At 73.3% G+C, this 14,661-nt stretch carries 12 protein-coding genes; 7 read left to right on the top strand and 5 right to left on the bottom strand.

What is annotated here, in order from left to right; all coding sequences use genetic code 11:
• The first annotated feature begins 210 nt into the window (after nt 1-210).
• From ACZ43H_RS22795 to ACZ43H_RS22785, 3 genes are all read left to right on the top strand, one after another.
• Entirely contained in the window at nt 211-2,967 is a 2,757-nt protein-coding gene (locus ACZ43H_RS22795) for a LuxR C-terminal-related transcriptional regulator (protein WP_464586603.1), read from the top strand.
• A 100-nt stretch (nt 2,968-3,067) separates the two neighbouring features.
• On the top strand, nt 3,068-3,328 hold the full coding sequence (locus tag ACZ43H_RS22790) for a hypothetical protein (protein WP_464586602.1): 261 nt from the start codon (nt 3,068-3,070) through the stop codon (nt 3,326-3,328).
• The gene (locus tag ACZ43H_RS22785) at nt 3,325-3,576 is read left to right on the top strand and encodes a hypothetical protein (protein WP_464586601.1); all 252 of its coding nucleotides are present in this window, start codon (nt 3,325-3,327) and stop codon (nt 3,574-3,576) included. The genes ACZ43H_RS22790 and ACZ43H_RS22785 overlap by 4 nt, the downstream gene beginning before the upstream one ends.
• A 122-nt stretch (nt 3,577-3,698) precedes the next feature.
• Here ACZ43H_RS22785 and ACZ43H_RS22780 read toward each other — a convergent pair whose 3' ends face one another.
• Nucleotides 3,699-4,169 carry a DUF7144 family membrane protein gene (locus ACZ43H_RS22780; protein WP_464586600.1) on the bottom strand — a complete coding sequence of 157 codons (471 nt, stop codon included), beginning with the start codon at nt 4,167-4,169 and terminating at the stop codon, nt 3,699-3,701.
• Nucleotides 4,170-4,283: 114 nt separating this feature from the next.
• Between ACZ43H_RS22780 and ACZ43H_RS22775 the strand changes: the two genes are divergently transcribed.
• On the top strand, nt 4,284-4,829 hold the full coding sequence (locus tag ACZ43H_RS22775; RefSeq protein ID WP_464586599.1) for a potassium channel family protein: 546 nt from the start codon (nt 4,284-4,286) through the stop codon (nt 4,827-4,829).
• Complete coding sequence (locus ACZ43H_RS22770) at nt 4,826-6,511, top strand: MFS transporter (RefSeq protein WP_464586598.1); 1,686 nt, start codon at nt 4,826-4,828, stop codon at nt 6,509-6,511. The genes ACZ43H_RS22775 and ACZ43H_RS22770 overlap by 4 nt, the downstream gene beginning before the upstream one ends.
• 1 nt (nt 6,512) lies before the next feature.
• Here the strand turns inward: ACZ43H_RS22770 and ACZ43H_RS22765 are convergent, their stop codons facing one another.
• The gene (locus tag ACZ43H_RS22765) at nt 6,513-7,214 is read right to left on the bottom strand and encodes a GAF and ANTAR domain-containing protein (protein ID WP_464586597.1); all 702 of its coding nucleotides are present in this window, start codon (nt 7,212-7,214) and stop codon (nt 6,513-6,515) included.
• A 287-nt stretch (nt 7,215-7,501) separates the two neighbouring features.
• On the opposite strand from ACZ43H_RS22765, the gene ACZ43H_RS22760 reads away from it, so the two are divergent.
• Nucleotides 7,502-9,640, top strand: a complete 2,139-nt coding sequence (locus ACZ43H_RS22760; protein ID WP_464586596.1) for a GAF domain-containing sensor histidine kinase — start codon at nt 7,502-7,504, stop codon at nt 9,638-9,640.
• Between the two features lie 72 nt (nt 9,641-9,712).
• Here the strand turns inward: ACZ43H_RS22760 and ACZ43H_RS22755 are convergent, their stop codons facing one another.
• A complete protein-coding gene (locus ACZ43H_RS22755) occupies nt 9,713-10,702 on the bottom strand; it encodes a cytochrome d ubiquinol oxidase subunit II (protein ID WP_464586595.1) in 990 nt (329 codons plus the stop codon).
• 8 nt (nt 10,703-10,710) lie between these two features.
• Nucleotides 10,711-12,129: a cytochrome ubiquinol oxidase subunit I gene (locus ACZ43H_RS22750; RefSeq protein WP_464586594.1), complete on the bottom strand. Its 1,419-nt coding sequence runs from the start codon at nt 12,127-12,129 to the stop codon at nt 10,711-10,713.
• Between the two features lie 239 nt (nt 12,130-12,368).
• Here ACZ43H_RS22750 and ACZ43H_RS22745 point away from each other — a divergent pair, with 239 nt between their 5' ends.
• Entirely contained in the window at nt 12,369-13,763 is a 1,395-nt protein-coding gene (locus tag ACZ43H_RS22745; RefSeq protein WP_464586593.1) for a CoA transferase, read from the top strand.
• A 137-nt stretch (nt 13,764-13,900) separates the two neighbouring features.
• Here ACZ43H_RS22745 and ACZ43H_RS22740 read toward each other — a convergent pair whose 3' ends face one another.
• Nucleotides 13,901-14,659 carry an enoyl-CoA hydratase-related protein gene (locus ACZ43H_RS22740; protein ID WP_464586592.1) on the bottom strand — a complete coding sequence of 253 codons (759 nt, stop codon included), beginning with the start codon at nt 14,657-14,659 and terminating at the stop codon, nt 13,901-13,903.
• Nucleotides 14,660-14,661: the final 2 nt, after the last annotated feature.

Raw genomic sequence — 14,661 nt, 5'->3', positions numbered from 1 at the left:
GATCTCCTCGGCTGGGCAGCACGCGTCAGCGCCACTGTCCAACGAGGTCGGCGCAGCGCGCCTCCCACCCGGCGGATGAGATGCGCACAGGCGCACAACGGTCGAAGGTCCCGAGTGGTCCCGTCCTCGTTCCCTGCAGGCTCACGAGCCTCCCGTCTACCGTCGGTAGTCGGGGGAAACAGCTCATGTCCAGCAACGAGGCAGGGTGAAATGAGCGCCAAACCAGCAGCTGCTGCCGGTCCCCCATTCTCGGGCACCCAGACCACCTCGACGCGCTCAGGGATCCCCGAGGTCGCAGCGCTCCACGTGGACCGACCACGACTCGTGGCGGCCCTCGATCGCGCGGCCGCGTCGCCGCTCGTCCTGGTGAGCGGCCCGGCCGGGTCCGGCAAGACCTCCCTGGTGAGTGAGTGGCTGCGTGACGGGAGGTCGCACCGCAAGGACCTCGTCGGCTGGATGACCTTCGAGGACGACGAAACCCGCCTCTGGCAGCCATTGATGGCCTGCCTCACCCGCCTGGGGATCCGGCTTCCGCGCATCGCTGAGCAGCCGGACCCGGACCTGCTGCTGGGCCGCTCCCGCCTGAAGGCGCTGGCGGCCGTGCTCTCCGGCTCGTCCCGGCGCTGGACGATGGTGCTCGACGGCTACGAGCTGCGCGACCCCGAGCTGGCAGCCGAGGTGTCCTACCTCCTCGACCACGCCCACGGCGCCCTGCGCCTGGTCTTCTCGACCCGGGTCGACCCGGTGCTGCCCCTGTACCGCTACCGGCTCGACGACACCCTGGTCGAGGTCAGGGGTGCCGACCTGGCCCTCACCGACCTCGAGGCCGGCGAGCTGCTGGCCAGCAGTGGCGCGGTCCTCGAGAGCGCCACGGTCCACGACCTCAACGCCCGGCTGAGCGGCTGGGCGGCCGGGCTGCGGTTCGCGGCGCGAGCCCTGTCCCGGCACGAGCACCCCGAGGAGTCGGTGGCCGCCGTCGTCGCCCAGGACGCCGACATCAACGCCTACCTGCTCGCCGAGGTGCTCGGCGTCCAGGGCACCGAGACGCGCACGCTGCTGCTGCACACCTGCGTCGCCGACGTGCTGCCCCCCGAGCTGGCCGAGGAGCTCGCCGGCCCGGGCGCCGTCCGACGGCTGGGCGAGCTGGCCCGCGCCAACATGTTCATCGAGCCCGTGCCCGACCAGCCGGGCTGCCACCGCTACTACCCGTTCTTCCGGGACCTGCTGCGGGCCCAGCTCGCCTGGGAGGACCCGGACACGGCAGCGGCCCTGCACCGCCGGGCGGCCGCCTGGTGGCACGCACACGGCCAGACGTCTCGAGCGGTGGCCCAGCTGGCCACGGGCGGCCTGTGGGACGACGTGGCGGACCGGCTCGTCGACGACCTGCTCATCGCGCGCGTGGTCCTGCGCCAGGACGAGCGACTCGTCGACATCGCGCGCAGGATCCCGCCGGACCTCACCGGCGCCCCCGCCTGCGCGGTCCGGGCCGCGCTCGCCCTGGCCGCCTCCGACGCCGCGACGTGCGCTCAGGAGCTGGCCCGCGCCCGACGGGCGACCCCGTCCGACAGCCCGGCGTCTCCCGACGACGCGGACCCGATCGTGCTGGCCCTCGCTGTCCTCGACGCCGTCCGCGCCTGCACGGCCGACGACGCCGAGGCAGCCGAGGTGTCGGTGGGCCAGGCCGTGCGCGCGCTCGACGCCGCGCGCCGGCCGGCCGCCGGCCTCGCGCGCCCGGAGCTGGAGGGTCTCGTCGAGCTCGCCGGCTCCGTCATCGCGTTGCGCCGCGGAGAGCTCGCAAGGGCGCGCGCCGCGCTGGCGCGTGTCGAGGACGTCACCGGCATCCCCGCCCGGGTCCGCGCGGCTGCGATCGGCTACCACGCCCTGGCGGACGCCCTCGACGGCCGGCTCACCCACGCGCACCGGCGCGCGCTGCAGGCGCTGGTCCTGGCCGACGACGCGCACGTCCTGCCGGAGAACCGCAACCCGGCAGCGTCGGTGGCCCTCGCCCTGGTCGCGCTCGAGCGCGACGACCTGGCCGCGGCCCGGCAGCACCTGGCCACGGCCCGGAGCTCGCGAGGCCTGGTCGGTGACCCGGTCTGCCGCACCATCGCCTCCGGGGTCCTCGCCCACGTCGAGGCCGCTGCCGGGCCCGAGCAGTCGGCCATGGCCCGGCTCGAGTCGGTCTGTGCCACTGCCGACGGCCACGACCCCTGGCTGGCCGGCTGGCTGCGGATGCAGGCAGCGGAGCTGTCGGTGGCGCAGGGCAGGGCCGACCGGGCCCTGGCGACGCTCGACGGGATCGTCCTCGAGGACGGGCTGGGCGGCGCGGTCATGGCTGCGGCGGCGTACGCCGAGCAGGGCGAGCCGGTCGCGTTGGCCAAGTCGCTGACCCGGGCCCGCGCCGTCGGTCGGCCGCTGCCGGTCGAGGTGACCCGCCTGCTGGTCGAGGGGGTGCAGGAGTCGCGACTCCACTCGCCACGGCACGCCACCACCCTGGTCGAGCGGGCCCTCGCGCTCGCCGCCTCGGAGGAGGCGCGCCGGCCCTTCCGCGAGGCGGCGCCGGCCGTGCGCCACCTGCTGGCCAGCAACGCCCAGCTGCTCGGCCGGCACAGCTGGCTCAAGGCGCCGGCGGCCGCGCGGTCGCGCGACACGACGCGCTCCCCCGCCAGGCCTGCGGCCGTTCCGTCCGTCGGCGCGACCACGGCGCGCCCGGCGCACCACGAGGACCCCACGGACCTCAGCAACCTCGTCGTCGAGCCGCTGACCGCCAAGGAGCGCGAGGTCCTCGGTCACCTCGAGGAGCTGCTGACCACCGAGGAGATCGCGGAGAAGATGTTCGTCTCCGTCAACACGATCCGCACCCACGTGCGCAGCATCCTGCGCAAGCTGGGCGTCAACCGCCGCAACAGCGCCGTACGACGGGCCCGCGAGCTCGGGCTCTTCGAGCAGCACCCCCCGGTGGGGTAGGCCGGCGCCTGCTCATCCCGGCCGGGTGAGGACGCCACGACCACCCGTGGGATGTGCTGGTGGGAGCCGCACCGCCACCTCGAGAGACCGGTTCAGCGCCATGTCAGAGCACACCTACGAGGTCCGGGTCACCGGACTGCTCTCCACCACCGAGGTCCTCGACGACCTCGGCGAGGTGGACATGGCCGCGCACGACGTCACCACGGTCCTGTCGGGCCGGTTCGAGGACCAGGCGGCGCTCTCTGCGTTCCTGCGCCGGCTGCGCGCGCACGGCCTCGAGGTGCTCGAGATCCGGCGGCTGGTGGACGACGAGGCCGAGTCGGCGCCGAACGGAGCGCCGGACGAGGGGAGCGACCGGTGAGCACCCCGACGTCGTCGCTGCCCGGCGTCCTCGACGAGGAGCCGGGTCGTCCCGGACGCTACGAGGTGGTCGTGCGCGGCGAGCTGGGGCCGGCGGTGCGCCGCGCCCTGCTGCCTGCCCGGGCCCGGCGCAGCGAGGTGCAGAGCGTGCTGCGGGCCCGGCTCGGCGGCGAGCGCGACCTCGCCGACCTGGTCCAGGCCCTGCGCGCACACGGCCTGCAGGTCGCGAGCATCACCGTCGTGGAGTGACCGGTCGCCTCCCCCGTGCGGCCGCGACCGGCAGCGGCAGGCGCAGGCGGCGGACACGCCAACGGGACCGGGCGCGTGCGCCCGGTCCCGTTGTGCTGGCCCCCCGTGGTCAGTGGTGCAGGTCAGCTCATCTGCTTCATCTCGGACCCGTGCACGGTGATCGCCCAGATCACCAGCACGTCGAGGGTGATCATGATGGCCGACCACCAGGGGTAGGCGGAGAAGAACGCCATGTTGAGCACGGCGCTGAGGACCGCGAGCGCGACCGCGACGATCCGGGCCCACATCTGGCCGGCGAAGAGGCCGACGCCGGCGGCGACGATCAGGATGCCGCCGAGCAGGTAGGTCCATCCCCACGCCGTGTAGTCGACGTGCACCACCAAGCCGTTCTTGCCGACCATGTAGTACTCGTCGCGGAAGAGCGCAACCAGGCCGGCGATGGCGTGGAAGGTCCCCATGAGCAGCATCATCGTCGCGGCGAAGATGACCCAGCCGGTCCAGCCGGTGGGTTCCTCGGCTCGCCGCGATCCTGCGGCGGACTGGCTCGCGGCAGTGCCGGTGGCACTGGAGGAGTCCAGGTGCGTGTTGGACATCACGAGCTCCTGATTCGTTGGCAACTTTCCCCTCCAGCGTCGTGCGGACACCCCGTCGTCACATCACCCGCTACGGGTGAGACGCCGGACGGGCCGGGCCGCTTCACTCGGAGCATGGGATCAACGGCGGCCACGACCGGCGTCCGTCGGCCGACCGCGGGTCGCCGGCAGGCCCTCGTCTCCCTGGTGCGCTCGCTGCTGGTCGCCATCGGGATCGGCGCCGCCTACTCCTTCCTCCCCATGACGAAGATGGACGGCGTCTCGGTGCTGACGCTCGGCGCCGGGCTGGCCCTGGTCGCCGCCCTCGTGGTGTGGCACATCCGGGAGATCCGCCGGTCCTCGCACCCGCGGCTGCGGGCGGTCGAGGCGCTGGCCACCACGCTGGTGCTGTTCCTCGCGATCTTCTCCACGACCTACTACGTGATGGCCGACTCCGACCCCGCGAGCTTCAGCGAGTCGCTGACCCGCCTCGACTCGGCGTACTTCACCGTGACCGTCTTCGCCACCGTCGGCTTCGGCGACATCACCGCCACCACGGAGCCGACCCGCGCGGTCACCATGGTGCAGATGCTCGGCGACCTGGCCCTGATCGGCATCGTCGCCCGCATCCTGGTCAGCGCGGTCGGTGACGCGCTGGGCCGGCAGGGAGGTCAACCGTGACGACCACGACGAGCACCGCACGCACGGCCTCGGGCAGCGTGCTGCTGACCCTGGCCTCGGCGCAGTTCCTGATGACCCTGGACAGCTCGGTCATGAACGTGTCCATCGCGACCGTGGCGGAGGACGTCGGCACCACCGTGACGGGCATCCAGACCGCGATCACGCTCTACACCCTGGTCATGGCCTCACTGATGATCACCGGTGGCAAGCTCGGGCAGATCCTGGGCCGCAAGCGGGCGTTCGGGATCGGGTGCGCGATCTACGGGGTGGGGTCGTTCACCACGGCGCTCGCCCCGAACCTCACGGTCCTCATCATCGGCTGGTCGCTGCTCGAGGGCATCGGCGCGGCGCTGATCATGCCGGCGATCGTGGCCCTGGTCGCCTCGAACTTCGGCTCCCCCGACCGGCCGCGCGCCTACGGCCTGGTGGCCGCTGCCGGTGCGATCGCGGTGGCGGTCGGCCCGCTGATCGGCGGCCTGCTCACGACGTACGCCTCGTGGCGGTACGTCTTCGCCGGCGAGGTGATCCTGGTGCTGGTCATCGTGGTGCAGGCACGGAAGATGACCGACGAGCCGGCCGACCCCTCGGCGAAGCTGGACCTGGTCGGCACCGTGCTGTCCGCCTCCGGCCTGGCGCTGGTCGTCCTCGGCATCCTGCGCGGGGGCGAGTGGGGGTTCGTGGTTGCCAAGCCCGGCGCCCCGACGTGGTTCGGTCTCTCGCCCGTCGTCTGGTTGATCCTGGCCGGCGGCGTGGTGCTGCGGGTCTTCCTCGCGTGGGAGCACCGGCGTCAGGTGGCCGGCCAGGAGGTGCTCCTGGATCCCGGGCTGCTGCGCAACCTGCGGCTGCGCAGCGGGCTCACGTCGTTCTTCTTCCAGTACCTCCTCCAGGCTGGCCTGTTCTTCGTCGTGCCGCTCTTCCTCTCCGTCGCGCTCGGCCTGTCGGCCGTGGAGACCGGGGTGCGGATCATGCCGCTCTCGGCGACGCTGCTGCTCGGCGCCGTTGGCATCCCGAAGTTCTTCCCCCACGCCTCGCCCCGTCGGGTGGTCAGGCTGGGCTTCCTCACGCTCTTCGTGGCGCTGGTGGTCCTGGTGGCCGCGCTGGACGTCGGCGTCGGGCCCGAGATCATCACCTGGCCGATGCTCCTGGCCGGGCTCGGGATCGGGGCGCTGGCCTCGCAGCTGGGCGCCGTCACCGTGTCGGCCGTCAGCGACGACCGCACCGCCGAGGTCGGGGGCCTGCAGAACACCGTGACCAACCTGGGGGCCTCGATCGGCACGGCGCTCGCGGGCGCGGTGCTGATCTCGGCGCTCACCTCGTCGTTCCTGTCCGGGATCCAGGACAACCCGGACGTGCCGGCCGAGGTGTCGTCGCAGGCCGAGACCGACCTCGCCGGCGGGATCCCGTTCCTGTCAGACGACCAGCTGGGCGACGCCCTCGCCGACGCCGGCGTCGAGGGGGACACCGCCCAGGCGGTGGTCGACGAGAACGAGGCGGCCCGGATCGACGGGCTACGCGTCGCCATCGCCCTGCTCGCGCTGCTCGCGCTGGCTGCGCTGTTCACCGCCGGCTCGCTGCCCGAGAGGCAGCCCAGCGATGCGGCAGGCGATGCGATGGGCGACGCCGAGGACGAGAGCGAGGCGGGCGACCTCGAGGGGGATGCGGAGTCGCCGGCGCCGGCCTGAGTCAAACCTCGAGCCCGAGCCCCACGACGCCCTCGGCGACGGCGCGCACCGTGACCTGGTGGTTGCGCGCGTGGCGCCGGATCAGCTCGAACGCCTCGTCGACCGTGACCCCCCGCCGCGCGGAGACGACGCCCTTCGCCTGTTCGATGACGGTGCGTGAGTCCAGGGCGTGCTGGAGCTGCTCGGCCAGCTGCTCCTGCTGGCGCAGGGTGGAGGCGTTGATGAGGTAGGCGGTCACCATGTCGGTCAGCACCACCGCCGCCTGCAGGTCTTCCGCCGGCCAGTCCCGGAGCCCGGTGGCGTACAGGTCGACCGCGCCCATCGAGTGGCCACCGAGCTGCAGCGGGATCCCCACGGCCGCTCCGAGGCCCAGCGCCCGAGCCGCCGCGAGGTACTCCGGCCACCGGTCGGCGTACGACTCGAGCTCGGCGACGACCAGGACCTCGGCAGTGCGGAACGCCTGGACACAGGGCCCGGCCTGGAGCCTGTTCTGGATCTGCTCCAGGGCGTCGACCTCGGCCGGGTGTCCCACGGTCGAGCGCAGCTCACCGGACTCCGCCAGCGCCATCCCCGCGCCGGCCAGCCCGAAGACGTCGACGATGCGCGCCATGGCGTCCTTCAGCACGGCGTCGACGTCGTACGGCATCAACAGCCTGCCGTTGAACTCCGAGACCGTGCGCAGGAAGAGCGAGTGGTCGTACATCTGTCGTCCCCTGGGAACGCGCAAAACAGCGCAGGGCTCCCCCGAGCGTCACCCCATTGCCCTCGACGGTACGCCGATGCCGTTGTTTCGACAGGTGGGCATCTGCATTCTCGCTTCTTCGGAGAGATCCCGGGGGCTAAGGTGAGGAAATCACCTCCCCGGACCCCGGAGGTCCGCCCACCCCTGTCCCCGGTGTGGCTCGCGCAGGCCGGGAGGGAGCTCGGGTTGTGGGCATGCGACGCACGCGCGGCCGCCTGCTCCGCCCAGCCCCGGGAACGGAGGGGACCATGGGCGTGGAGCAGCGCCGGGGGAGGTCGGTCGACGAGCAGACCGCCTCGAACGCCGTGGCGACCGCGGTGCTGGACGGCACTGGCGTCATCGTGTGGGTGAACGACGCCTGGGAGTCCTACTGCAAGGAGAACGGAGGCGACCCCAGCCGGTGTGGCCCCGGGACGGACTACTTCTCGATCTGTGCCGCCGCGGGCGACGACCCCCAGGCTCAGCAGGCCTCGGAGCTGCTGCACCGCGCGCTGCGCGGTGAGGTGTCCGCTCCGGTGACCGTGCTGACGCCGTGCCCGGGCCCCGGCCCCAGCCAGTGGACGGACATGTTCTTCGCCTCGTACCTCGACGAGGGACGGCCGGCGGGAGCGATGATCTCGTTCGCCGAGCACCGCGACGTGGAGATAGCGCGTCCCCGCGGCGAGTTCAAGGATCCGATGACGCACCCACCGCCGGCACCTGGCGAACCGGGGCGGCTGCCATCCACGTCCCCGGGGTCGGCGGAGGAGACCCCGAGGAGCGCACCCGACATCAGCGAGGACCTGTCGGTCTCCGGCCCCGATGAGCTGCTGACCTTCCCCGACGTGCCGCGGCTGGAGCTGGAGGACTCGCTGGTCCAGCTCACCGAGCGCGCCACCGACGTGCTCATGGCCCAGGGCCGGTTGCGTGCCCTGCTCCGGGCCAACGCGCTGGTGAGCGCCGACCTCCGGATCGAGGTCGTGCTCGACCGTCTGGTCGAGGCGGCGCGTGACCTGGTCGGCGCGAGGTACGCCGCCCTCGGGGTGCTCGGCGAGGGCGGGACGATCGAGCGGTTCGTGCACACCGGCATGGGCGAGGAGCAGGTCGACCTCCTCGAGCAGGCGCCGGAGCACCCCCGGATGACCGGCTTCCTCGGCGTCCCCGTCCACGTCCGCGGGTCGACGTACGGCAACCTCTACCTGACCGACAGCAGGCGGGGCGCGTTCTCCGACGAGGACGAGCAGCTGGTCACCAGCCTCGCACGGACGGCCGCCGTGGCGATCGAGAACGCCCTGCTCTACGAGGACTCCGAGCGCCGCCGCCGCTGGCAGGCGGCGACCACCGAGGCGACCCAGCTGCTCTTCGCGGGGGGCCACGACACTCCTCTCGAGGTGGCGCTGCAGGGGGCCCTGCACGGCGCCGACGGCGACATCGCGGTGCTGGCGGTGCTGGAGGGCGACGAGGTCGTCGGCGAGGCCGCGGTGGGGCTGCGCGCCGAGGAGCTGGCCGGCCGGCACGTGCCACTGGGGGTCAGCCGGCTCGGGCAGGTGCTGCTCGAGAGCCGGCCGCTGCTCGTCGAGACCTACCGCGACCGCGAGAACCCCGAGCCGGTCCTCGACCAGCCGGTGGCCTCGCTGATCGCCGTACCCCTGGTCCAGGGGCCGCGTCTGGTCGGCGCCGTCGTGGTCGGCCGGATCGCCGAGCACGGCAGCTTCGACGCCACCGACCTCGAGCAGCTCGAGGCGTACGTCGGCCACGCCAGCGTCGCGCTCGAGCTGAACCAGTCGCGGGCCGACCAGGCGGCGCTGGCGGTGCTGCGCGAGCACCAGCGGATCGCCGCGGACCTGCACGACCACGTGATCCAGGAGCTGTTCGCGACCGGGATGGGGCTGCAGAGCATGGTCCACCGGGTGAGCGAGCCCGAGCACCAGCGTCGGCTCGGAGAGTACGTCGACGCGATCGACGCGACCATCCGGCGGATCCGCACCACCATCTTCCGGCTCAGCCGCGGGCCGTCCGCGGTCGGCGGCCTCAAGGAGCGCCTGCTCACGGTGGTCGAGGAGTCCCGGCCGGCCCTCGGCTTCGCGGCCCACGCGGAGTTCTCGGGCCCGCTGGACCAGGTCGTGTCCCACGACCTGGCCGATGACGTCGTGGCGGTGGCCCGCGAGGCGCTCGCGAACGCCGCCCGGCACGCCGGCGCCTCCAGCGTGCGGCTGCAGGTGACGCTGAGCGAGGGCGTGCTGACCCTGCAGGCCACCGACGACGGCCGCGGCCTCGGGAACCCGTCGCGCTCCAGCGGCCTCACCAACCTGCGCCGCCGGGCCCGGCAGCACGGCGGAACCCTGGATATGCACGAGTCGCCCGGCGGGGGGACGCACCTGTGCTGGACGGCGCTCGTGCAGTCCTGATCGCCAGCCGGGACGTCATGCGTTCTGAGGGTTAGAGCCCTCGGAACGCATGACGTCCCGGTGTCCGGGGTCTCAGTCGTGCGACCAGCGCTCGGACTGGGTGAGCGTGTACAGGTAGGCCAGCGCCGGCAGCACGATGACGCCCGCGAGCGCCACCACCACCAGCAGCGCCTGCAGCGTCGCGGGCGCGCCCGCGGCGTCGGCGATCGTGACGTGGTCGACGAGCAGCCAGGGGTACTGCCCGACCCCCCAGCCCGACACGACCGTGCCGACCGCGACCAGCGCCGTGAGCCGGGCGGTGCCGAGGCGTCGGCGCACCAGCAGGACCAGGGTGGCGGCGCCGGCGAGCAGCGACACCACGATCAGGGGCGCGGCCCGGTGCTCGAGCCCGTACGCCAGGGTCGGGGCGTCGTGCTGGATCGGGACCAGCCCGGCGAAGACGACGAGGCCGGTGACCACACCGACGCCCAGCGTGCGCACCCGCAGCCGCGCCGCGAGCGTCGCGTGCCCGCCCCGGGCCGCGTCCGCGGTGAGGAAGACGCCGGCGAGGAAGGCGCAGGTGCCCACCGCGATGACGCCGCCGAACAGCGAGGTCGGGTTGAGCCACGAGTCCCAGACGCCGCCCGGCACCCGACCCGAGGCGATCGCGCCCGCCACCGTGCCGAGGAAGAAGGGCGTGATCAGCGACGAGGCCGCGAACACGATCCCGAAGGTCCGGGCCTGGCCCAGCGTCGCGCTGTACTTGCGGAACGCGAAGCTGGCGCCCCTGAGCACGATGCCGAGCAGGGCCAGCAGCAGCGGCACGATCAGCGTGGTCATCGCGTCGGCGAAGGCGGTCGGGAACGCCGTCCACCACATCACCAGCACGTAGATCAGCCAGACGTGGTTGGCCTCCCAGACCGGGCCGATGCTGTGGTCGATCAGCGTCCGCAGCTCGCTGCCGGACTCGTCGCCACCGGCGGTCAGGTCCCAGAAGCCCGAGCCGAAGTCGGCGCCCCCGAACAGTGCGTAGGCGATCACGCCGACGAACAGGGCCGCTGCCACGGCCAGCTCCAGAGTCATCGGCAGGGTCACCGCCCAGCCGTGCGGTCGAGCTCGCGGGCACCGGGCGCGTAGGGGCTCGGCAGGTCCTGCTCACCGGCCCGCCAGCGACGCGCCATCGACCTGAGGACGACGTACGCCCCGATGGTCATGCCGATGTAGACCACGAACGCCGCGGCGTAGCTCCACCACAGGCCGTTGCTGGTCGAGGCCGCGTCGTTGGTGCGCAGCACCTGCCAGACCGTCCAGGGCTGCCGGCCGACCTCGGTGGCGATCCAGCCGCACTCGAGCGCGATCACCGCCAGCGGCCCGGAGACGACCGCGAAACGCAGGAACCAGCGGTTGGCGCTCAGGTCACGGCCCCGCCAGCGGGCCAGCCAGAAGACGAGCACGGCGAGCGCCAGCAGCGTCCCGAGCCCGACCATCGACTGGAACGCGAGGTGGGTGATGTTGACCGGCGGCCGGTCCGCGGGCGGGATCGTGTCCAGGCCGGGCACCGGCTTGGTGAACGAGTTGCGGGAGATGATCGAGCCGAGCCGCGGGATGGTCAGCGCCCACTCGACCTTGCCGTCGACGAGGATGCCGCCGAGGTGCAGCGGCGAGGGGCTCTCGGTGGTGGTGGCCAGCTCGAAGGCCGCGAGCTTGGAGGGCTGGGTGGTCGCGATCCGCAGCCCGAGCACGTGGCCGATCAGCGGCTGGGCCAGCGCGGCGACGGTGGCGAACACGAACGGCACGGTGAACCCGAGCCGGTGGTGCTCGTCGCGCCGGCCCTTGAGCAAGCCGGCGGCGTACACCCCGGAGACGACGAAGCCGACCAGCATGAACGCGCCCACCCACATGTGCGCGAACTGCAGCCAGACGCCGTCGTTGAACATCGCCCGCCAGGGCTGGACGTCGGTCACCTCGCCGTCGACGATGCGGAAGCCGGTGGGGTTGTTCATCCAGGCGTTGACCGAGATGACGCAGAACGTCCCGATCACGCCGGCCGCGCCCATCGGCACCAGCATCGCGAGGTGGCGGCGCGGTGGCATCCGGTTCCAGCCGTAGAGGTAGATGCCGAGGAAGATCGCCTCGACGAAGAACGACAGGCCCTCGAAGGCGAACGGCAGCCCCAACACGTCGCCGAAGCGCCCCATCAGCCCGGGCCACAACAGGCCCATCTCGAAGCTCAGCACGGTGCCGGAGACGGCGCCGATCGCGAAGAGCACCGCCGAGACCTTCGCCCAACGCTGCGCCAGGCCGAGGGCGACCGGGTCGTCGCGGACGATGCCGCGGCGGTGGACGACGAAGATCATCGTCGGGAACGCCACCCCGAAGCAGGCCAGCACGATGTGCCAGCCCAGCGAGAGCGCCATCTGCTCCCGCGCGGGGAGCAGCCCCGGCGGCGCGTCGGCCGTCAGGGAGGTGACCAGGGCGATGAGCTTCGGGGAGGCTGCCTGAAGGAGCACGTCATCGACGGTACGCACGTCTCATCACGGCCCTGCAGGGGCCGGGTCGAAGGCCCCCGACTTTGTGATTGCATTCACAAGCCCTTGAAAGCCCGCCGAGTCGGCGCTCGTTGACACCCCGAGGCACGCCGAGTCGGCGCTCGTTGACACCCCGGGGGGTGCACGCCCGACGGGAGGACGCTGACAGGCTTGCCCCGGGAGCGCGCCCGTCTCGCGGGCGCCGTGGGGAGGAGCAGGACATGGGAGCAGTGGGACGTTTCGGGCAGCGGGCGTGGTCGGACCTCGGGGGTGACCCCGACCTCCTCGACAGGGTGCAGCCGCTCCCCCGGCCGGTGCCGCTGGCCTCCACGCTGGCTGTAGGCGAGCTGGCCGCGGACAGTGTCGCGGTGGCGTCGCTGGCCGCCGGCCTGGTCGGGGAGGTACGCCGCGGCCGGCACCCCGAGCAGGTCGGGCCGGTGACGGTGACCCCCGAGCGGGTGGCGGCGTCGTACCGCAGCGAGCGGGTGTTCCGCCGCGAGGGCGAGACGGTCGACCCGTGGGCGCCGCTGTCCGGGTTCTGGCGGGCCGCGGACGGGTGGGTGCGCACGCACGCGAACTACCCGCACCACGCCGAGCGGCTGCGCGCGCTGCTCGGCCTGTCCGAGGAGGCCGGGGCCGAGGAGATGCGGGCCGCGGTGTCGGCTCGCGAGGCCGGCGCCTTGGAGGACGACGCGGCGGAGGCCGGCGCGATCGTGTTCCGGGTCCGCGACGCGGTCACCTGGGCCGAGCACCCGCAGGCGGCGGCGATCGACCGGCGTCCCCTGATCGACCACGAGCTCCTCGGCGAGGCCGACCCGCGCCCCTGGCCCGAGGCCGGCCCGCTGCCGCTCTCGGGCGTGCGGGTCCTCGACCTGACCCGCGTGATCGCCGGGCCGGTCGCCACCCGCGACCTCGCCCTGGCCGGCGCCGACGTGCTGCGCATCGACTCGCCGCGCACGCCGGAGATCGAGACGCAGCACCTGGACACCGGGCAGGGCAAGCGCTCGGCCCTGCTCGACCTCGGCAGCCGTGACGGTCGTGCCACCCTGGAGGAGCTGCTGGAGCGGGCCGACGTGGTGGTCAGCGGCTACCGGCCCGGATCGCTGGACCGGTTCGGTCTCGGCGCCGAGGAGCTCGCGGAGCGGCACCCGGGCCTGGTGGTCGCCCGGGTCAGCGCCTGGGACTCCGGCGGCCCGTGGTCGGCGCGACGCGGCTTCGACAGCATCGTCCAGGCCACCATCGGCATCGCGCTGGCCGAGAGCCCCGACGGCGGGGAGTCGCCGGGGGCGCTACCTGCGCAGGCCCTCGACCACTCCGCCGGACACCTGCTGGCGGCGGGCGTGCTGACCGTGCTGGCCCGCCAGCGCGGCGAGGGCGGCAGCCACCACGTCTCGGTCGCGCTCGCGCGGGTGGGGCACGAGCTGCTCGCCCAGCCCCCGGTGCCGGGTGCGCCCGCCCCGGTCGCGGTCGACGACGCCGACCTGCCCGTGGTGACGGGGGCCGGGTCGGCCGGCACCGTCACCTGCGCCCCGCCCGTGCTCGGCTTCCACGGCGCCCCCACGGCGTACCGCTGGATCGGCCGGTCGTGGGGCGCCGACGAGCCGCGCTGGGCCTGACCCGACCGATCCCCAGCAGTACGCCGCAGTACGCCGAGTCGGCGCTCGTTGACGCTCGTTGACCCCCAGCAGTACGCCGAGTCGGCGCTCGTTGACGCTTTTTGCGTCAAGCAACGCCGACTCGGCGCGGGGACCGGTCAGCGGAAGGCGGGCTTCTCCTTGGCCACGAAGGCCCGGACGCCCTCGGCGAAGTCGGGGTCGGTGTAGACCTCGCGCAGCAGGTCCTCGTCATCCGCGGGTGGGGCCTCAAGCCGGCGCGCCCGGTCCAGCAGCTGCGCCTTGGTCGCACGCAGGGTGACCCCGGAGGCGTGCGCGAGCCCGTCGAGGACCTTGGCCAGCTCGGTGTCGAGGTCGTCGGTGACCGCGAGCAGCGCCCCCACGGCGTACGCCCGGTCGGCGTCGACCAGCCGCGAGGTCAGCAGCATCTCGCGGGTCAGCGACTCCCCGAACACGGCGGCGCAGCGGTAGACGACCGACGCGGACAGGGCGTTGCCGAGGGTGCGCGCGATCGGGTAGCCGAACCGCGAGTGCGGCGTCGCGATCCGCAGGTCGCAGTGGGTGGCGACCGCGAGGCCACCGCCGACGCAGACCCCGTCGATCGCCGCGACCGTCACCTGCGGCAGCGCGAACAGCGCGTCGAGGAGCTCGCGGATCCACGTCTCGTAGGCGACCGCGTCGGCCTCGAGGAAGTCGCTGATCTCGTTGCCGGCCGCGAACGCCCGGCCGCCCGCGCCGCGCAGCACCAGCACCTTCGCCGAGTCGTCGTCACGCAGCTGCGCGCACAGGTCCCGCATCGCGGCGTACATGCCCGTCGTGAACGCGTTGTGCCGGTGCGGCCGGTCGAAGGTGACCTCGACGACCGCACCGGTGCGCTCGACGCGCAACTCCTCGGACACCG

The organism is Nocardioides sp. DN36, from assembly GCF_055380375.1.
Note: the sequence above shows the minus strand (reverse complement) of the source record. Positions and strands in the feature narration are given on the sequence as shown.